Annotated in this window: 15 protein-coding genes; 7 read left to right on the forward strand and 8 right to left on the reverse strand. The window is 71.8% G+C overall.

What is annotated here, in order from left to right; all coding sequences use genetic code 11:
- Nucleotides 1-16: 16 nt before the first annotated feature.
- The 3 genes from prfB to ACXKZB_RS11685 all read right to left on the reverse strand — a co-directional run bounded on the left by prfB (nt 17) and on the right by ACXKZB_RS11685 (nt 2,891).
- On the reverse strand, nt 17-1,126 hold the full coding sequence (gene prfB / locus ACXKZB_RS11675) for a peptide chain release factor 2 (protein WP_111086442.1): 1,110 nt from the start codon (nt 1,124-1,126) through the stop codon (nt 17-19).
- A 55-nt stretch (nt 1,127-1,181) separates the two neighbouring features.
- A complete protein-coding gene (locus tag ACXKZB_RS11680; RefSeq protein ID WP_263091537.1) occupies nt 1,182-1,811 on the reverse strand; it encodes a DUF1345 domain-containing protein in 630 nt (209 codons plus the stop codon).
- 69 nt (nt 1,812-1,880) lie between these two features.
- On the reverse strand, nt 1,881-2,891 hold the full coding sequence (locus ACXKZB_RS11685; RefSeq protein ID WP_488823232.1) for a response regulator transcription factor: 1,011 nt from the start codon (nt 2,889-2,891) through the stop codon (nt 1,881-1,883).
- A 229-nt stretch (nt 2,892-3,120) separates the two neighbouring features.
- On the opposite strand from ACXKZB_RS11685, the gene ACXKZB_RS11690 reads away from it, so the two are divergent.
- Genes ACXKZB_RS11690 through ACXKZB_RS11700 form a run of 3 tightly spaced genes read left to right on the forward strand, consistent with a single transcriptional unit; the run spans nt 3,121 to nt 5,905 of the window.
- Nucleotides 3,121-4,272 carry a glutathione-independent formaldehyde dehydrogenase gene (locus ACXKZB_RS11690; RefSeq protein ID WP_488823233.1) on the forward strand — a complete coding sequence of 384 codons (1,152 nt, stop codon included), beginning with the start codon at nt 3,121-3,123 and terminating at the stop codon, nt 4,270-4,272.
- Between the two features lie 2 nt (nt 4,273-4,274).
- Entirely contained in the window at nt 4,275-4,739 is a 465-nt protein-coding gene (locus tag ACXKZB_RS11695) for a hypothetical protein (protein ID WP_488823234.1), read from the forward strand.
- Nucleotides 4,740-4,774: 35 nt separating this feature from the next.
- Entirely contained in the window at nt 4,775-5,905 is a 1,131-nt protein-coding gene (locus ACXKZB_RS11700; protein ID WP_488823235.1) for a zinc-dependent alcohol dehydrogenase, read from the forward strand.
- An 11-nt stretch (nt 5,906-5,916) separates the two neighbouring features.
- Here ACXKZB_RS11700 and ACXKZB_RS11705 read toward each other — a convergent pair whose 3' ends face one another.
- Entirely contained in the window at nt 5,917-7,098 is a 1,182-nt protein-coding gene (locus ACXKZB_RS11705) for a cysteine desulfurase family protein (protein ID WP_488823236.1), read from the reverse strand.
- A 59-nt stretch (nt 7,099-7,157) separates the two neighbouring features.
- Between ACXKZB_RS11705 and ACXKZB_RS11710 the strand changes: the two genes are divergently transcribed.
- The 3 genes from ACXKZB_RS11710 (at nt 7,158) to glgB (ending at nt 14,048) form a co-directional block, all read left to right on the forward strand.
- Entirely contained in the window at nt 7,158-9,272 is a 2,115-nt protein-coding gene (locus tag ACXKZB_RS11710) for a glycogen debranching protein (protein WP_488823237.1), read from the forward strand.
- A 241-nt stretch (nt 9,273-9,513) separates the two neighbouring features.
- Entirely contained in the window at nt 9,514-11,514 is a 2,001-nt protein-coding gene (locus tag ACXKZB_RS11715) for an alpha-1,4-glucan--maltose-1-phosphate maltosyltransferase (protein WP_488823238.1), read from the forward strand.
- On the forward strand, nt 11,511-14,048 hold the full coding sequence (gene glgB, locus ACXKZB_RS11720) for a 1,4-alpha-glucan branching protein GlgB (RefSeq protein ID WP_488823239.1): 2,538 nt from the start codon (nt 11,511-11,513) through the stop codon (nt 14,046-14,048). Before ACXKZB_RS11715 ends, glgB begins: the two co-directional genes overlap by 4 nt.
- Before the next feature lie 89 nt (nt 14,049-14,137).
- Here glgB and ACXKZB_RS11725 read toward each other — a convergent pair whose 3' ends face one another.
- Together ACXKZB_RS11725 and ACXKZB_RS11730 are read right to left on the reverse strand one after the other, a co-directional pair.
- Nucleotides 14,138-15,145, reverse strand: coding sequence for a tetratricopeptide repeat protein (locus ACXKZB_RS11725; protein ID WP_488823240.1), 1,008 nt, complete (start codon nt 15,143-15,145; stop codon nt 14,138-14,140).
- The gene (locus ACXKZB_RS11730; RefSeq protein ID WP_222657917.1) at nt 15,142-16,884 is read right to left on the reverse strand and encodes a DUF8094 domain-containing protein; all 1,743 of its coding nucleotides are present in this window, start codon (nt 16,882-16,884) and stop codon (nt 15,142-15,144) included. Before ACXKZB_RS11730 ends, ACXKZB_RS11725 begins: the two co-directional genes overlap by 4 nt.
- A 184-nt stretch (nt 16,885-17,068) precedes the next feature.
- Here ACXKZB_RS11730 and ACXKZB_RS11735 point away from each other — a divergent pair, with 184 nt between their 5' ends.
- Nucleotides 17,069-18,904 (forward strand): coiled-coil domain-containing protein, encoded by a 1,836-nt coding sequence (locus ACXKZB_RS11735; RefSeq protein ID WP_488823241.1) that lies wholly within the window; start codon nt 17,069-17,071, stop codon nt 18,902-18,904.
- Between the two features lie 4 nt (nt 18,905-18,908).
- On the opposite strand, the gene ACXKZB_RS11740 is transcribed toward ACXKZB_RS11735, so the two are convergent.
- Together ACXKZB_RS11740 and ACXKZB_RS11745 are read right to left on the reverse strand one after the other, a co-directional pair.
- Entirely contained in the window at nt 18,909-19,646 is a 738-nt protein-coding gene (locus ACXKZB_RS11740) for an alpha/beta hydrolase (protein WP_488823242.1), read from the reverse strand.
- Nucleotides 19,643-19,945 (reverse strand): hypothetical protein, encoded by a 303-nt coding sequence (locus ACXKZB_RS11745; RefSeq protein WP_260233004.1) that lies wholly within the window; start codon nt 19,943-19,945, stop codon nt 19,643-19,645. Before ACXKZB_RS11745 ends, ACXKZB_RS11740 begins: the two co-directional genes overlap by 4 nt.
- Nucleotides 19,946-19,952: the final 7 nt, after the last annotated feature.

Below are 19,952 nucleotides of genomic sequence, written 5' to 3' on the forward strand. Positions count from 1 at the left end.
CGCGGCTCACGACCCCCTACGCGTCGACGGATTGCTTGCGCCAGCGGATGCCGGCGTTGATGAAGCCGTCCAGATCGCCGTCGAACACGGCTGAGGGGTTGTTCACCTCGTGCTCGCTCCGCAGGTCCTTGACCATCTGGTACGGCGCCAGCACGTAGGACCGGATCTGGTCGCCCCAGCTCGCCGTGATGTTGCCGGCGAGCTCCTTCTTCTTCGCGTTCTCCTCTTCCTTCTTCAGGAGGAGCAGGCGCGACTGCAGCACGCGCATGGCGGCCGCACGGTTCTGGATCTGCGACTTCTCGTTCTGCATCGAGACGACGGTGCCGGTCGGGATGTGCGTCAGGCGCACCGCGGAGTCGGTCGTGTTGACGGACTGCCCACCGGGGCCCGACGAGCGGAAGACGTCGACACGGATGTCGTTCTCGGGGATGTCGATGACCATCGTCTCCGGCATGAGCGGGATGACCTCGACCGCGGCGAACGAGGTCTGCCGCTTGCCCGCCGCACCGAACGGCGACATGCGGACGAGTCGGTGCGTGCCGGCCTCGATCGACAGGGTGCCGAACGCGTGGGGCGCGTCGACCTCGAAGGTGGCGGACTTGATGCCCGCTTCCTCGGCGTAGGAGGTCTCCATGACGGTGGTCTTGAAGCCGTGCTGTTCGGCGTACCGCAGGTACATGCGCATGAGCATCTCGGCGAAGTCCGCGGCGTCGACGCCGCCGGCCCCGGCACGGATGGTGATCACTGCGGGACGGTCGTCGTACTCACCGTCGAGGAGCGTCTGCACCTCGAGGTCGCCCATCGTCTTCTGGATCGCCTTGAGTTCCGCGACGGCTTCGTCGGCGGAGTCCTGGTCGTCGCCCTCGTTCGCCATCTCGACGAGCACCTCGAGGTCGTCGATGCGTCGCTCGGTGTCGGTGATCTTCTTCAGCTCCGACTGGCGGTGCGAGAGCGCGCTCGTCACCTGCTGCGCGTGCTCGACGTCGTCCCAGAGGTCCTGGGCACCCGCCTGCTCGCTGAGGTCGGCGATCTCGCGCTGCAGGCGGTCGACGTCGACCACCGAGCGGATGTTGCCGAAGGTCTCGCGGAGGGCGGAGAGCTGCTCGGTGAAGTCCAGTTCGACCATGGTCACCGATCCTACCGGCGCGAGGCCGCCTCGTCGGACCGACCAGCGGCCCGCCTCACCCTCCCTGGGTGAGGCCGGTAATGAGGTTGATGGCGACCGCGACCACGAAGGTGCCGAAGAAGTAGGACAGCAGCGCGTGGCCCAGGGCGATGCGGCGCGAGGGCGTGGACGACTGGGTGATGTTGCTCGCGCTGTACGCCATCCCGATCAAGAACGCCGTGTAGGCGAAGTCGCTGTAGGACGGGTCCTCGTCCTGGTCGAAGTCGAAGCGGTGGCTGTCGTCGAGGTAGTACATGCGCGCGTACTTGAAGGCGAAGACGGTGTTCATGACGGCCCACGCCGCCACGACGCCGACCACCGCGAGGATCGCCGCAGCGGACCCGACGGGGTCCTTCTGCTGGCTGCGGACGAGCGCGAAGATCACCAGCACCAGGCTGAGGAACGTCGCGGCGATGACCAGCACGTCGACGAGCTTCCGCGATCGGTCCTCGTGGCGAGCGAGGGAACGGGTGCGCTCGGGACCGGCCTGCCAGGCCTCGGACCACGCCCAGACGAGGAACACCCCGGAGGCGATCGCCCAGCCCAGCAGGGGCGACAGATCGGGGACACCGAGGAGCGCGGCGATCACCGCGGCTGCTCCGCCGACGATCGCGGCGACACCGGCCTTCACGGACAAGTGGGACATGACGGTTCCTCTCTCGACGACGGTCTGCTCGTGCTGTCGTGCAGGTGCTCGGGTACCGCTCCGCGGTGCTCACCCGGGCCGGGCTCGCGCGAGGGGGACGTAGAGCCCGGCCCGCTCGGCGCGGACCGCGGCGAGCGTGCGCGACGTGGCGTCGAGCTTGACCAGGATGTGCTCCAGGTGCGCAGCCACCGTGCGGGGCGCGATGGCGAGCGCTCGAGCGATCTCGAGGTTGGAGCACCCCTCGATCACGTGGCCCAGCACCTCGAGCTCCCGCGGCGTGAGACCCCGCAGGTGGGTGGCGGGTGCGAGCACGACGACCCCGCAGGCCAGCGCCTCGAGATCGCGTTCGCAGGCGAGCACCGTCACCCGGACGTAGCCCTCCGGCGACTGCCGTCGTCCGCGCGGCCACAGGAACGAGGCGTAGTCCTGCCCGTCGCCGATGGCGTCCCTGGCCGCGGCGACGAGCGCCGAACCCGTGGTGAGGAGTTCGTCGTCGGACAGGCCGGGGATGCTGGTGACCCCGTGGCCCGGGAGGAGCACGACGCCCGATCTGACCCCGTTGACGAAGGCTGCCGACGCAGCGACCGACCGGACCGGGTCGATACCCGACGCGAGCTCCGGCACGAGTCGGGCGAGTCGCCGGCGGAGGGTCTGCGACGGCGGGGCGGGACTCCGGAACAGGACCGTCATGAAGCCCACGTGCCGGCCCCCGTCCTCGAACAACGCGACCGACAGCGCCTCGCGGAACCCCGCGGGGAGCAGGCACTCCGCCCACGACCGCAGGTCCGCCGACGCGTAGGGCAGGTCCGACAAGCTGGTGGGCGGCCGTTCGCGGTCGGCACCGGTCATCTCGATGTCGTGCGCCATCTGGGGACCGCTCAGGTAGCGGACACTCGCCGCGTCGAGGTCGGTGCTCGCGACGGCGCTGTACCCCGTGCCCCCGCGATCGGCCAGCGCCATCCACGCGCCGTCGAAGGGGACGTGGTGGTGCAGTTCGTCCAGCAGTGCCTGGGCACGGTCGTGGACGGGTCCGGGGCGCGCCGCGATCTCGGCGAACAGGTGTGCAGCAGTGCGTGTCACGGAACTCGACCACCTCAGGACCATGGGCAGCGGGAATCGAAGGACTGTCCGAAAACCGTCGGTTCCCGGTGTAGCACGCCGAGCGGGGTACGGCGCTCAGATCGCTGCAGGCCGCGTGGGCATGTCTGCCGATGGCCTTCCCGTGCTGCGGGGCGTGACATGAGGGTGTCGCGTGGTCAACCGGCCCACGACGCGTTCCAGGGCACGTCACGCACGTGAGGAGACGAACATGAAAGCCGTTGTCTACGAGGGGCCGCGCAGCGTCACGGTGCAGGACGTACCGGATGCGCGCATCGAACGCCCCACCGACGTGCTGGTGCGCGTCACGACGACCAACATCTGCGGGTCGGACCTCCACATGTACGAAGGACGCACCAGCTTCGAGACCGGACGGTGGTTCGGTCACGAGAACATGGGCGAGGTGATCGAGGTCGGCGACGGCGTCGACAAGGTCTCGGTCGGGGATCACGTCGTCCTCCCCTTCAACGTGGCGTGCGGGCACTGCAAGAACTGCGAGCGGGGTCTGACCAACTACTGCCTGACCGCGCAGCCCGTCCCGGAGTGGGCCGGTGCGGCGTACGGGTTCGCGGACATGGGTCCGTGGGCCGGCGGCCAGGCCGAACTGCTGCGGGTGCCGTGGGGTGACTTCAACTGTCTCCGACTGGGAGAGGACGCAGAGGAGCGGTCCGCCGACTACGTGATGCTGGCCGACATCTTCCCGACGGGCTACCACGCGACCGAGATGGCTGGGGTGCAGCCGGGCGACCAGACCGTCGTCTACGGCGCCGGACCGGTCGGCCTGATGGCCGCCCTGTCGGCCACCATCCGGGGTGCGAGCAAGGTCATGGTCGTCGATCGGCATCCGGACCGGCTCCGGCTGGCGGAGTCGATCGGCGCGATCGCCATCGACGACTCGAAGGTCGACCCGGTGCAGGCCGTCCTCGAGGAGACCATGGGGCTCGGCGCCGACAACGGGTGCGAGTGCGTCGGCTACCAGGCGCACGACCCCGGTGGGGACGAGCAACCGAACCTCACGCTCAACCGTCTGGTGCAGTCGGTGCGGTTCACGGGTCGGATCGGCACGGTCGGCGTGTTCGTGCCGCAGGACCCGGGCGCCGGCGACGAACTGGCGAAGCAGGGGCAGATCGCGTTCGACATGGGACTGCACTGGTTCAAGGGCCAGACCATGGGCACCGGACAGGCCCCCGTCAAGAAGTACAACCGACGGCTCCGCGACCTGATCGCCGCTGGCAAGGCGACGCCGTCGTTCATCGTCAGTCACGAGTTGCCGCTCGACCAGGCACCAGATGCCTACGAGCACTTCGACAACCGCGACGACGGGTGGACCAAGGTCGTCCTCAAGCCCGGAACGGCGGCGTGATCATGGCGGGCAGAGCGGCCGCAGCAGTCGGCGTCGGCGTCGCGGGGATCGCGGCGGGCCTCGTCGCCCGCTCCCTGGTGAAGAAGGAACGGGGTTCGGACGGCGACGGTGCACACCCGGACGGGTGGAAGGCGGTCACGATCCTGGGAGCGGCCGAGGACTTCGAGCGCGGCGGGTACCCCGAGCCGTTGGAGCGTCTGTCCGAGTCGCTCGAGATCCGGATCGATCCGGCACCCGGGGACAAGGGGTTCGAGGTGCACGCTCGGGTCCGGGCGGGGGCGGACACCGGGGTGGACGGCGATCCGGACACGGCGTTGCGGGCAGCGCTGCGCGACGCCAAGCAGGTCTTCGAGACCGGCGAGGTGCTGCGCGCGACCCCGAGACCGCACGGAGACCGTCCGCGCACACTGCTCGGCGGCGCGGTCGACGAAGCAGAAGACGACGCGAAGGGCGAGGGTGTGCTGTGAAGGCGCTGTGCTGGACCGGAGTGAACGAACTCTCCGTGGAGAACGTCGACGATCCCGAGATCCTCAACGCCCATGACGCCATCGTCAAGGTGACGCTGAGCACGACCTGCGGATCCGACCTGCACCTGCTCGGTGGCTACGTCCCGACCATGCGAGCAGGAGACGTGCTGGGACACGAGTTCATCGGCGAGGTCGTCGAGGTCGGGTCGGCCGTCACCGAGCACACGGTCGGGGACCGCGTCGTGGTCTGCTCGTTCATCAGCTGCGGGAAGTGCTGGTACTGCCGAAACGAGCTCTTCTCGCTCTGTGACAACGGGAACCCCAACGCGGGCATCCCCGAGATGCTCTGGGGTCAAGCCCCCGGCGGCTGTTACGGGTACTCGCACGCACTGGGCGGCTGGGCCGGGAGCCATGCCGAGTACATCCGGGTGCCGTACGCAGACCAGGGCGCCTTCACGGTTCCCGACGGGGTCAGTGACGAGCGGGCGCTCTTCGCTTCCGACGCCGCTCCGACGGGGTGGATGGGAGCCGACCTCGGGGGCGTCCGGCCCGGCGACACCGTCGCGGTCTGGGGCGCCGGCGGCGTCGGACAGATGGCGGCGCGCGCGTCGCTGCTGCTCGGCGCCGAACGCGTCATCGTGATCGACCGCTTCGAGGAGCGACTGACGCAGGTCGAACAGGTCATCGGCGCCGAGACCATGAACTACGAGACCAGCGAGGTGACGGCCGAGCTCCGCGAACTGACCGGAGGGCGTGGCCCGGACGTCTGCATCGAGGCGGTCGGCATGGAGGCACACCGCGACGGTCCTGACTTCGCCTACGACCAGCTCAAGCAGCAGCTGCGGCTGCAGACGGACCGACCGACGGCCGTCCGCGAGGCGATCTTCGCCGCACGCAAGGGCGGCAGCCTCTTCGTGCTCGGAGTCTTCGGGGGCTTCGTCGACAAGTTCCCGCTCGGTGCGGTGATGAACAAGGGCCTCACGCTCCGATCCGCTCAGCAGCACGGGCAGCGGTACATCCCGATGCTCCTCGAACGGATGGCGCGGGACGAGATCGTCACGGAGCACCTGGCCACGCACGTCATGCCGCTCGCGGACGGTCCCGCCGGTTACGCCATGTTCAAGGAGAAGACCGACGGGTGCGTGCGGGCGGTCTTCCGACCCTGACCGCCGAGGACCTACCGCCCGAGCAGGGGCTCCCGCGACGCCATGCCCGCCGCCCCTGCTCGGGCGACCGCGTCCGGCAGCGCCGCCAGGAACGCGTCGACGTCGGCATCGGTCGAGGTGTGCCCGAGCGTGATCCGGAGCGCGCCGCGGGCGTCCTGCTCCGACAGGCCCATCGCGAGCAGCACGTGCGACGCCTCGGGCACGCCGGCCTGGCACGCGGATCCGGTCGAGACGGCGACCCCGGCCGCGTCGAGCAGGAACAGCAGCGAGTCGCCCTCGCAGCCCGGGAAGGTGAAGTGCGCGTTGCCGGGCAGCCGGTCGTCGGGGTCCCCCATCAGCACGGCGGACGGCACGGCCGCTCGGACACCGGCGACGAGCCGGTCGCGCAGGGCGACGAGCGACGGGTGCGGCATCGGCTCGGCGGCGACCATCGTGGCAGCGACCCCGAACGCTGCGGCAGCGGGGGCGTCCTGCGTGCCGCTCCGGACCTGCCGCTGCTGCCCGCCGCCGTGGATGAGGGGCTCGACGGTGGCCTTCCGCCCGAGCACCAGCGCACCGATGCCGACCGGTCCGCCGACCTTGTGCGCGGAGACGCTCAGGGCGTCGAGGCCGGACGCGGCGAACGACACCGGCACCTGGCCGTAGGCGGCGACGGCGTCGCTGTGCACGGGCACCCCGGCGGCGTGCGCGAGGTCCACGATCCGGGACACGGGCTGGATGGTGCCCACCTCGTTGTTCGCCCACAGGAACGTGACCAGGGCGACCTCGTCGGCGGAGGCGAGTCGTGCCTCCAGTCCGGCGAGGTCGACGCGACCCTGCGCGTCCAACGGGACCACGTCGATGACGGCGCCCTCGTGCGCCTCCAACCAGGTCAGCGTGTCGACGGTGGCGTGGTGCTCGCCACCGGGGACCACGATGCGGGGCCGGGCGCGGTCGCGCTGGCGCGCCCAGAAGAGGCCCTTCACGGCGAGGTTGATGCTCTCGGTGCCGCCGGAGGTGAACACGACCTCGACGGTGTCCGCATCGAGCGACCGGGCGACGGCGGCGCGACCGTCCTCGAGCAGCATCTTCGCGCGCTGCCCGGCGCTGTGGATCGAGGACGGGTTGCCGACGGTTCCGAGCGCGTCGGTGAACGCGGCGAGCGCCTCCGGCAGGATCGGCGTCGTCGCGGCGTGGTCGAGGTAGACCGGCATGTGCACCCCCTGGAACGAGCGATGTCCAGGATACGCGCCGGTCCTCGTACCCTTGTCGGGTGCACGAGACAGCGATCGACCACACCCCGGGGTTCGACCTCGGGGCCGACGTCCCGCGGTTCTCCCTGCGGTCCGCCACCGCCACGGCCGTCGTCGTGGTCGTCGAGCGAGCGGACGGGCAGTCGACCCGGTACCCGCTCGAGCGGCTGCCGGCGACCGACGTGTGGGCGGCCGAGACGCCCGGCGTCGTCCCCGGTGACCGGTACCACCTGCTCGTCGACGGCCCCGTCGGCCCGCGGAACGAGTTCGACCCGACACGGCCCCTGCTCGATCCGTACGCCCGCGGCATCGCCCCGACCGGCGCGCACGAGAGCGGACCCGACGCCGGGGCCGGGCCCGGACCCGTCACCGGGACCAGCACGTCCCGCTGGACGAGTGTCGTCGTCGACGACGCCTTCGACTGGGGCGGCGTCGTCAAGCCGTTGGTCCCGCTCGACCGTGCCGTCGTCTACGAGGCGAACGTCCGCACCCTGACCGCTGCGAACCCCCACCTGCCGGAGCACCTGCGCGGCACGTACGCCGGGGTGGCGCACGAGAGCACCATCGCGCACCTGCACCGGATCGGTGTCACGACGCTCGAGCTCCTGCCGGTGCAGGCCTTCGACACCGAGAACTGGCTGCGGGACGCCGGCCGCGAGAACGCCTGGGGCTACAACACGCTCGGGTTCTTCGCGCCGCACGCCGCCCACGCCTCGACACCGGCCCGGGCCGAGGGCGCGTCCGCGGTCCTGCGCGAGTTCAAGGGCATGGTCCGGCTGCTGCACGAGGCGGGCATCCAGGTGGTGCTCGACGTCGTCTACAACCACACGGCGGAGGAAGGGCTCGGCGGACCCACCACGAGCCTGCGCGGCATCGACGGCGCGAACCGGTACCGGTGGACCCAGGCGCAGCCCCCGTTCCGGGACACCTACTACGACACGACGGGCTGCGGGAACACGCTCGACACGTCGGTGGAGGCCACCGCCGACCTGATCGTCGACAGCCTGGTGTACTGGGCCCGCGAGGTGCAGGTCGACGGCTTCCGCTTCGACCTCATGGCGGCTCTTGCCCGCGACGCCCACCACGTGTTCGACCCGCAGCACCCACTGCTCGAACGGATCCGGAACCACCCCGACCTGCAGGACACCCTGGTCATCGCCGAACCGTGGGACGTCGGCCCCGACGGATGGAAGACCGGCTCGTTCGGCGCGGCGGGCGCCCGGACCAGCGAGTGGAACGACGGGTTCCGGAACACCGTGCGGCAGTTCTGGCTCACCGACATCGCCGAGGAACGCCGCAACGGCATGCCCCACACGGGCATCGGTGCGCTCGCCGGCGCCCTGACCGGGTCGCGTCACGTCTTCGGTGCCGAGCGCGGCCCGCTGGCGAGCGTCAACTTCGTGACGGCCCACGACGGGTTCACCCTGCTCGACCTGGTGTCCTACGACGGCAAGCACAACGAGGCGAACGGCGAGGACAACCGCGACGGCTCGAACGACAACCGCTCGTTCAACCACGGCATCGAGGGCGACACCGCCGACCGCGGTGTCCGGGCGGCCCGCGGCCGGTCGATGCGGAACCTGGCGGCGACCCTGATGCTCTCCGCCGGGGTGCCGATGCTCACCGCGGGCGACGAACGGAGCCGGACGCAGCACGGCAACAACAACGCGTACGTGGTGTCCGACGACCTCACCCCCGTGGACTGGTCCGACGACGAGGACGCCGAGACGATGACCGAGGCCGTCGCCGCCCTCGCACGGTTCCGCGCAGCGCACCCGGCGCTGCGGCCGACACGGTTCGGCGTCGAGGAGCAGGAGACCCCGGGCGCCTCGCGGATGTCCTGGTACGGGCCGGACGGGCACCCGATGACCGTCGAGGGCTGGGACCAGCCGGTGCACCGCGTCCTGCAGTACTTCGCCGAGTCGACGCCCGAACACGAGCCGTACGACCGCGTCCTGGTCGTCGTGCACGGCAGCGGGCGCACGCGCGACCTGACGCTGCCGGTCCGCGAGGACGTGCTCGGCTACCGGCTCGCGTGGTCGAGCGAGAAGCACCGCGACCACGAGCGGCTCCGCCCCGCCGGTCAGGTGTTCACCGCGTACGGCCCCGGCATCCACCTGTTCGAGGTGGCGTAGCGCCGGGCGCTCGCGCGCTCGCGCGCTGCGCCCCGTCCACGTCATCGCGCCCCGGAGAGTCGGGGCGCGATGACCACGGCGGGGCGCAGCGTGGTCCCGATCGACGGTCGGACGGGAGGCCCGTGGCGGCCCCGTCCCGCGCCTCCCGTCCGTCCCCCCACCGGCACGAGCGACCGACGAGCTGTCCACACGACACGCGTTCCGGGGAACGTCCGGGCGGCTTCCGGGTAGCGTCGCCTCCGTGGCCATCGCAGACCGACCCCGCCGACCGAAGATCGGGCGCATCCCGATCACCGAACTCGCTCCGAGGACGCCGAACGGGTTCCCCGGCAAGGCGTTCGACGGCGAGGTGATCACGTTCGGTGCGACCGTCTTCCGAGAAGGACACGGCATCATCGGCGCCGACCTCGTGCTCGAACGCCCGGACGGGGGCACCAGGACCGTCCCACTGGCCCTCGGCGCGACCGGGACCGACCGCTACGAGGCGACCGTCCAGGTCGACCACGTCGGTGTCTGGACCTGGCACGTCGAGTCGTACTCCGACGACTGGGCGACGTGGCTGCACGCCGCACGGCTGAAGATCGCCGCCGGTGTGGACACCGAGGCGACGCTGCTCGACGGCGCCCTGCTGCTCGACCGGCTGGCCGACGAGACCGACTCCCCCGCCGCCACCCGCGCAGCCGCGACGGTGCGCGACACCGACCTCGACCCGGCCGAGCGCCTGGCCGCCGTCGACGACCCGCGCATCGTGGCCGAGGTCGAGGAGGCCCCGCTCACCTCGCTCCGCACGCACTCCCCGACGCAGCTGCTCGACGTCGAGCGCACCCGCGCGGGCGTCGGCGCCTGGTACGAGTTCTTCCCCCGCAGCGAAGGCGCGAAGAAGAACCCGGACGGCTCCTGGAAGAGCGGCGACTTCCGCACCGCCGCCCGCCGTCTGCCCGCCGTCGCCCGGATGGGCTTCGACGTGGTGTACCTGCCGCCGATCCACCCGATCGGCACGACCGCGCGCAAGGGCCCGAACAACACGCTCACCCCCGGCCCGAACGACCCCGGCAGCCCCTGGGCGATCGGCTCCCCGGAGGGCGGGCACGACGCGATCCACCCCGACCTCGGCACCGAGGACGACTTCCGCGACTTCGTCGAGACCGCGAAGAACACCGGCATGGAGGTCGCGCTCGACTTCGCGCTCCAGTGCTCCCCCGACCACCCCTGGGTCACCGAGCACCCGGACTGGTTCACGCAGCGCGCCGACGGCTCGATCGCCACGGCGGAGAACCCGCCGAAGCGCTACCAGGACATCTACCCGATCCAGTTCGACTCCGACCCCGAGGGCCTGGTCACCGAGGTCCTGCGCGTGCTCCGGCACTGGATCGACTTCGGCATCCGGATCTTCCGCGTCGACAACCCGCACACGAAGCCGCTCTGGTTCTGGGAGCGCGTCATCCGCGAGGTCCGCGACGAGCACCCCGACACCGTGTTCCTGGCCGAGGCGTTCACCCGCCCGGCGATGATGCGGGCGCTCGCCGAGGTGGGGTTCCAGCAGTCGTACTCGTACTTCACGTGGCGGAACACGAAGGAGGAGATCGAGTCCTACTTCGAGGAGCTGTCGCACGAGACGAGCGACTACCTGCGCCCGAACCTGTTCGTGAACACGCCGGACATCCTCACGGAGTACCTGCAGTTCGGCGGCCGCGCCGGCTACAAGGTGCGTGCAGCGCTCGCCGCGACCGGTGCCCCGACGTGGGGCATGTACTCCGGGTACGAGCTGTTCGAGGACGTCGCCCGACCGGGCTCGGAAGAGAACATCGACAACGAGAAGTACGAGTACAAGCCGCGTGACTTCGCGCTCGCCGAGGCCGAGGGCGCGTCCCTCGCCCCGTACGTGACGATGCTCAACCGGCTCCGTGCCGCGCACCCCGCGCTCCGCCAGCTGCGGAACCTGCACGTCCACGCCGCGGACGACCCCGCGACCGTCGTGTACTCCAAGCACCTGCCCGGCGAGTTCATCCGCTCCGGGCACGCCGACACCGTGATCGTCGTCGCGAACGTCGACCCGCACTCGGCGCGCGAGACCACCGTGCACCTGGACCTCGCTGCGCTCGGCCTGCCGGCCGACAGCCGGTTCGACGTCCGCGACGTCGTGACCGGGCAGCGCTGGGTCTGGGGCTCGTCGAACTACGTCCGCCTGGACGCGTTCCAGGAACCCGTGCACCTGCTCGTCGTGGAAGGACTGCACCGATGACGAACGACCCGACCGCACCCCAGCCGCCGCCCCGCCGGGGCCCCGCCGTCCCGCCGGTACCGCCCCCGCCGCCACCCGTGCCGGCGCGGACACCGTCCGACGCGTCGCCGGAGCCGCGCTACGAGCCGCGGGTCTCCGCCCCCGACGAGGACCTGCCCGGCGCGCCCGCCGCGCCGCGCGAGGCACCCGACCGCGGGGTCGACGAGTCCGCCACCCTGGCGGGACACCCCGCCGACGCCACGCACCCGCGGGTGCCGTCCGTCGACGCCGCCCCGCAGCCGGGAGGCCCGTCCACCGTCGCCCCGTCGGGCGCCCTGCCGTCGCCGCCGGCCGCGGAGCCCGCCCCGGCCGACGGGACCGGCCCCCGTCCGGCACCGCTCGAACAGTGGCTCCGCCAGCAGGTCGCCGAGGGTCGCTGGTCCCAGCCGCACGACGTCCTCGGCCCACACGCCGTCGACGGCGGCACGAGCGTCCGCGTGGTGCGCCACCTGGCGCAGGCGGTCCGACTCGTCCGACTCGACGGCGACGACGTCGAACTGACGCACGAGGGCGACGGTCTCTGGGCCGGTGCCACCGCCGAGGAGCTCGGCCGCTACCGCGTCGAGGCCGACTACGACTTCGACGAGTCCTCCGAGGACGACGACGCCACCTGGACCACGGACGACGCGTACCGGTTCGCCCCGACGCTCGGCGAGCTCGACCTGCACCTGTTCGGCGAGGGCCGCGACGAGCAGCTCTGGCACCACCTCGGCGCGCACGTCCGCACCATCGACGGGGTCGACGGCGTCGCGTTCGCCGTGTGGGCGCCCCGCGCCACCGCCGTCCGCGTGATCGGCGACTTCGAGGGCTGGGAGGGCCGCACCACCGCGATGCGCCGCCTGAGCGACCTCGGCGTCTGGGAGCTGTTCTGGCCCGGCGCGGTCGCCGGGCAGCGGTACAAGTTCCAGATCCTCACCGACTCCGGCTGGGTCGAGCGCGCGGACCCGTTCGCCCGCGAGGCCGAGATCGCGCCGGCGACGGCCTCGGTCATCACCGAGTCGAGCTACACGTGGTCCGACGGCGACCGCGCCTGGATGGAGCGGCGCGCGGAGACGACCACGCACGACCAGCCGATGAGCGTCTACGAGGTGCACCTCGGCTCGTGGCGCCCCGGGTTGTCGTACCGCGAGGTCGCCGACCAGCTCATCGGGCACGTGCAGTACACGGGCTTCACGCACGTGGAGTTCCTGCCGCTCGCCGAGCACCCGTTCGGCGGCTCGTGGGGCTACCAGGTCACCGGCTACTACGCCCCGACCGCGCGCTACGGCTCCCCCGACGACCTGCGGTACCTGATCGACCGCCTGCACTCCGCCGGCATCGGCGTGATCATGGACTGGGTCCCCGGGCACTTCCCGAAGGACGAGTGGGCCCTCGGACGCTTCGACGGCCACGCGCTGTTCGAGCACCCGGACCCCCGTCGCGGCGAGCAGCTCGACTGGGGCACCTACGTGTTCGACTTCGGGCAGCCGCAGGTCCGGAACTTCCTGGTCGCGAACGCCCTGTACTGGCTCGAGGAGTTCCACATCGACGGCCTGCGCGTCGACGCCGTGGCCTCGATCCTGTACCTCGACTACTCCCGCACCGACTGGCTGCCGAACATCCACGGCGGGCGGGAGAACCTCGACGCCGTCGCGTTCCTGCAGGAGACGAACGCCACCGCGTACAAGCGCTACCCCGGCATCGTCATGATCGCCGAGGAGAGCACCTCGTGGCCCGGCGTGACCCAGCCGACCAGCGCCGGGGGGCTCGGGTTCGGCCAGAAGTGGAACATGGGCTGGATGCACGACTCGCTCGAGTACGTGCAACGTGACCCGGCGTACCGCAGCTACCACCACGACGAGATCACGTTCTCGCTCGTGTACGCCTTCAGCGAGCAGTTCACCCTGCCGATCAGCCACGACGAGGTCGTGCACGGCAAGGGCTCCCTGTACGGCAAGATGCCCGGCGACGAGTGGCAGAAGCTCGCGAACGTCCGCGCGTACCTGGCGTTCATGTGGGCACACCCCGGCAAGCAGCTGCTGTTCATGGGCCAGGAGTTCGCCCAGCCCGCGGAGTGGTCCGAGGCGAAGGGGCTCGACTGGTGGCTCCTCGACCAGCCGGGGCACCGCGGCGTGCAGGACCTCGTCGCCGAGCTGAACCGGGTCTACAAGGACACGCCCGCGCTCTGGACGCACGACAGCACCGCCGACGGCTTCGAGTGGATCGAGGGTGGCGACGCACCGCACTCGACGCTCGGGTTCCTGCGCAAGGACGGCGACGACCGGCTGGCGGTGTTCGTGAACTTCTCGGGCGTGCCCGTCGAACGCCGCTTCGGGCTGCCGCAGGCCGGTGCGTGGCACGAGGTGCTCAACACCGACGCCGCCGAGTACGGCGGCTCCGGTGTCGGCAACCTCGGGGTCGTCACGGCCGAGGACACCCCGTGGGCCGGCCGCCCCGCCTCGGCGCACCTGGTGGTGCCGCCGCTCGGCGCGGTCTGGCTGCAGCTCGCCCGCTAGCTGCGGCCCGCGTCCTGGACGCGACCGACAGACGGACGGGAGGCCCGGTGCCAGCTGGCACCGGGCCTCCCGTCCGTCTCGTGCCGGGTCTAGTACAGGGCGCTCGCCAGGCGACGGCGCGCCGCGACCACGCGCGGGTCGTCGGTCCCGATGAGCTCGAAGTACTCGACGAGCCGGACGCGCAGTGCCTCACGGTCCTCGCCGAACACCGTCGGCACGAGGTCGAGCAGCCGCCCGAAGGCGTCCTCGACGTGCCCACCGGAGATGTCGAGGTCGGCGACCGCGAGTTGCGCCTGGACGTCCTGCGGACCCGCACCGGCAGCAGCACGGATGTCGTCGGCCGTGTGGCCGTTCAGTCGATCCAGGAGCGACACCTGTGCGAGCCCCGCGACGGCCATCTGGTCGTGCGGGTCCTGCAGGATCGCGGTCTTGTACTCGGCGATCGCCGTGGCGTAGTCGCCCTGCTCGATCGCGTCGTAGGCCGCCTGGTGGTGCGGCGGGAGCGCTTCCGGCTCCGGCTCACCCTGCTCGGCGGTGTCCTCGGGCGCGCCGGCACCGTCCACGGTGACGCGACCGGAGACGCCGTTCTGCTCGGCTGCCTGGAGGACCTGCTCGTAGACGTCGCGGACCTGCGCCTCGGGCAGCGCCCCGACGAAGAGCCCGAGCGGGCGCCCGCCGATCAGCGCGGCCACGGTCGGGATCGACTGTGCCTGGAACGCCTGCACGAGCTGCGGGTTCGTGTCGGCGTCGACCTTGGCGAGCAGCACGCGCCCGCCGTACTCGGCGGTCAGCTGCTCGAGGATCGGTGAGAGCTGCTTGCACGGCCCGCACCACTCCGCCCAGATGTCGACGATCACCGGCACCACGGACGACAGCTGCAGGACGTCCTGGAACGTGTCGTCGGTGACGTCGAACACGAGCGACGGGACCGTCAAGTCCGCGCCGGTCTCGGTGCCCGGTGCTGCTGCGCCGGTCGGGCTGCCCACTTGCGCCGGAGCACCGGCAGGCGGCTGGGGCGGCCGCTGTGCGCGGTCGACGAGGGACGACAGGTCCACGGCTCCGCGGAGCCCGGACGGGGTCGGGGGGATGTTGCTCATTGCACCTCACTCGCTGCGGTCAGGCCCTGCGTGAACCCGAGCAGGACCACTTTGTCATCCGAGGCGACCGGCGGCACGTAGAAGAGCAGCTGGACGCCGTACGTGGCGCTGATGCCCTTCTTGCTCGTGTCCACCCCGGACAGCGCCTTGACGGCGCCCTCGGTGTTGACCTCGGCGCCGGAGGCGGTCGGGGTCACCTTCTCGATCTCGTTGAGGTCGGCGGAGACGAGCGCGCCGGCGTCGTCGGTCGCGATCGCGACGGCGGAGTCCGCCGGGGCCTCGGACGAGTACTCGATCTTCGCCGTGTCCGGCAGGGACTTCGCCTTCTTGTCCTTGTACGCCTTGCCGATGGTGGTACGGAGACCGTCCCCCTCGGTGGCGAACAGGTCGGCGTACTCGCTCTTCGAGTCCTTGGACAGGATGTCGCCGTAGGCGGTCGCGACCTGGTCCGGGGCGATCGCGAGCAGCTTCGACTGCGGGGCCAGCAGCGCGGCGCCGATGGACGTCGGGGCGAGGCTCGGGATCTTCGCGTCGGCTTCGAGCGAGACGTCGTACGCGACCTTGTACGGGTCGCGCGCGGTGTCCTGCACGAGTGTCAGGGCCTGCGGTGCCGACTTGGCGTCGCAGTCCTCGGCGACGATCGCGAAGACCGTGCGCGGCCAGGTGTCGGTCTGCTGCGGCAACGCGACGCAGACCTGACCTGCCGAGATCGCCGGCGGCGCCTTGGCCTCGGAGTCCTTGCCGCGGATCGAGTAGTTCGCCAGGCGCAGGTCGAGCGCCGCCCCGGTGAAGCGGGTCTTCGCCAGGTCGCGGTCGCGGGCACCGTCGGACTGCTTCGCCACCTCGGCGATCCGCTCGACGACCCGGGTGATCTGCTGCTTGGTCGCTGCCGTCGGCTCGGTCGTCTCAGCCGCGCCGGTCGCGCTGGCCGTCGGGGTCGGGGTCGCGAGCGAGGGGTCTCCGCCCTGCGGCCAGTAGTCGGACGAGCAGCCGGCCAGGGCGAGCGTGCCGACGAGCACCACGGGGACCGCGATGAACGCACGTGACCCGCGGCGACCCCGGGTCGGGACCTGGGCGCCGGCGGCCGCGGCGCGGCGCGAGGCCCGGACGCGCGGCGGCCGGGTGCCGCCACTGCGACGACGGGGTCCACGACCGCGACGCTGGTGCAGGAACGCGAGGACCAGCAGGACGATGCCGCCGAGCGCGAAGACGCCACCGGCGACGAGCAGCGGCCCGACGGACGGGGTCGCGGTGTCCTGCGGCCAGGTCACCGAGACGTCACTCGGCGCGGCGGCGGTGCCGTCGCTGACGATGAGCACGGAGACGTCCTGCGGCAGGCGGACGGTGAACTGCCCGGAGCCGTCGTACTCCTGGTACCAGAGGTCGCTGCCCTTCGGCGACGGGACGGACGCCTCGGAGCCGGTGGTCTTGCCGACGAGCTTCGCGCTCTCGGCGTCGAACCGGAGCGTGGTGTGCTCGGCGTCACCGACCCACGCGTCGACGTCGGCCGTCTTGCCGTACGCCGCGAAGACCTTGCCGGATCCGGAGACGTTGATGCGCTGGTAGCCGGGGTTCGCGTTGAGCGTCGACCCGGGGATCACCGTGACCGGAGCGGAGCTGGTGGTCGAGCTGTCCGCGACGAGCGAGGACGGCGGAGCGAACACGGTCCGCTGTCCCACCGCCAGCGCGACGAGCAGCAGGCCGATGACGAAACTGACGATCGCCAGGACGAATCGCACGAACACTCTCCCTACCGCGCCGGGGTGGGGATGTCGGCGCGCGAATCAGCGACTCAGGATAGCGAGCATGGCTGAGCAGCGCATCCACCCGGGCTGTCGCGGGACTCAGACGGCCCTGTCGGGCCACCACTACAATCGACCGCGGGCCGGATCGGGCCCTCCGCCGAGCACCCAGGAGCGACACGTGGCGAACGACGAGGCCGAGTTCGGGACCGAGCTGCGCGGGTACCGCCGCGACGACGTCGACCGTGCACTGAACGACCTGCGCCGCGAGCTCATCAAGTCGAACACCGACCGCGCCGACGCGGCGAAGGAGATCCGCCTCCTGCAGTCCCGCGTCTCGGAGCTCCAGGGCGAGCTCGACGAGGCCGGTACCCCCACCTACAGCGGGCTGGGCACGCGGCTCGAGTCCACCCTGCGCGTGGCAGAGGAGCAGTCCACCCGACTGATCAGCCAGGCGGACATCGACGCACAGCGCCTGCGCGCGTCGAGCCGTGCCGAGGCCGACCGCACCGTGCGCGAGGCGCAGGAGGAAGCCCGCGACACCCTCGAGGACGCCCGCACCCGCTCCACCAACGAACTCACCCGTGCGCGTGCCGAGGCCGCCGACACCGTCGAGCGTGCCCGCGCCGAGGCCGGCCTGCTCACCCAGGACGCCCGCAACGAGGCCGCTGCCATCCGCGGCGCCGCCGTGACCGAGGCCGCAGAGGTCCGCTCCGTCGCCATCCGCGAGACGAACGCCCTGCGCGCCCAGGTCGAGCACGAGGTCGCCGAGCTGCGCGAGATCGCCCAGCGCGAGTCGGCCGACTCCCGGACGGCAGCGGCCGACCTCGACCGCGAGACCGAGCACCGCCGCTCGGTGTTCGAGGCCGACCACGCCCGCCGCGTCGCGGACCTCGACCACGAAGAGGCCACCCGCCGCGAGGCACTCGAGCGCGAGGTCACCGAGGGGCGCGCCGCGTGGCACCGCGAGCGCGACGAGCAGCAGCAGGCGCACGCCCTGGCGATCGAGACCGGTCGCGCCGAGCTGCAGGCGGAGGTCGACCGCCGCCGCGCCGAGATCGACGGCGAGTTCGAAGACCGCCGCCGCGTCGTGGACGAGGAACTCGCGGCCGCCCGCGCCGAGTGGGACCGGGAGCTCGCCTCGGCGCGCACCGCCCTCGCGCAGGAAGCCGAGGCGGTGCGAGCGCAGTTGCGTGTCGACGAGGAGCAGACGCGCATCGAGAACGAGCGGCTCGTGCAGGAGACCGCCGACCGGATCGCCCGCGAGCTCGAGGAGCACGACACCCGCATCGCCCGGGAGCGTGCCGAGGCCGAGGGCGCCGCCGAGCGCGCGGACCGCGAGCACGAGAACGCCCTGGCCGCCCGCCGCGAACGCGAGCACGCCGAGGTCGACACCGAGATCGCCGACCGTCGCTCCGCCGAACTCGACGCGCTCGAGGCGGAGCGCACCGCCCTCCGTCAGGAGATCGACACGGCCCGCGCCGACCTGGCGAAGGAACGCGACGAGGCCCGCGCCGAGGTCGCCCGCGAGCGCGACGAGGCCCGCACGACCCTCGAGTCCGAGCTCGCCTCGCGCCGGGACGACGCCGAGCAGGACTACCTGCAGAAGCACCACGAGACCGTCACGGAGACGCAGAAGTACCTCGACGAGGCGAACCTGCAGCTCGCCGAGGCCACCCGCCGTGCCACCGAGGCCCGGGAGCGCGCCGAGCGGCTCCAGCAGGAAGCAGACGACCTCGAACGCACCAGCACCGCCGAGGCGCAGGAGCACGCCCGCACCATCGTCGCCGACGCCCAGGACCGCGTGCACCGGATGGTCTCGGACGCCGAGGAGCGCACCGCCGCCATCACCGCCGAGGCCGAGGACCGCCTGTCGGCGATCCGCACCGAGCGCGAAGCGGTGGCGGGGTACCTCGAGAACCTGCGCGGCGTGCTGACGCACGCGACCGGGCTGCTGGGGACCGCTCCGGGCGGCGCGTCCGAGACGACCGACGACGAGGACGCCGCCGGCCGCTGACCCCTCAGACGGGCCAGTGCGTCGGCAACGGCGCGCTGCCCGGGACGACGAGGTCGGCGATCGCGTCCAGCACGATCCGGACGTACCGCTCCCCCACCCACAGGTGCTTCGCGCCCTCGACCGGGACGACCCGGACGTTCGGGGCGACGGCGAACCGGGCGATCGCCTGGTCGGGCTGCAGGAAGTCGTCGTGCTCGGGTACCAGGGCCACCACCGGGACGTCCACGGCCGCCCATCGTGCGAGCTCGTCGTCCGTGGTGCGGTGCAGCGGCGGGGAGAGCAGCACGACACCTGCGACCGTTCCGGCCTCGACGTGTTCCAGCGCGTGCTTGAGGATCACCTCGGTGCCGAACGACCACCCCACCAGCCACGGTGTCGGCAGGCCGCGGCCGACGACCTCGGCGACGGCGGCGCGCAGGTCGAACCCCTCGGAGACACCCTCGCCGAACACGCCCTCGGACGTGCCTCGTGGCGAGGTCACCGACCGGAAGTTGAAACGCAGGACCGCGATGTCGGCCAGGGCCGGCAGGCGTGCCGCGGCCTTCTTGAGCACGTGCGAGTCCATGAAGCCGTGCGCGGTCGGCAGCGGGTGCAGCGTCACGATGGTGCCCCGTGCCGGTCGGGTCTCGGGTTCGGCGAGCTCACCGACCAGCGTGAGGTGGTCGTCGGTGACGAGTTCGACGTCGGTACGCCTGGCCGGCAGCTGCGTGGCGGAACGGATTTCGCCGTCGTCGTCGGTCATGCGATGCTCCAGCAGTGGTTGTGCCAGTGTCGACGTGATGCCAGGTCGGCGGCGTCCCCGAGCACCCCGTCGGAGCGCCAGACCACCACGTGCGCGGTGCCGGGCAGCACGGTGCCGCCGCACCCGGGGCAGACGTACTCCTTCTGCGCCGACGCCGCGGAGACCGGCTGGACGAGGTACTCGCGCCCGCGACGCACCTCGGTGCGCTTCCACGCACTCATCAGCCGGTCGAGGCCGGTGTCCTCGTCAGGCTCGACGTCGCGACCGCGGGGACGCCGCGGCCGGTTGCTGCGCGGCACCCCAGTT

It is taken from the genome of Curtobacterium sp. ABR8 (assembly GCF_057812125.1).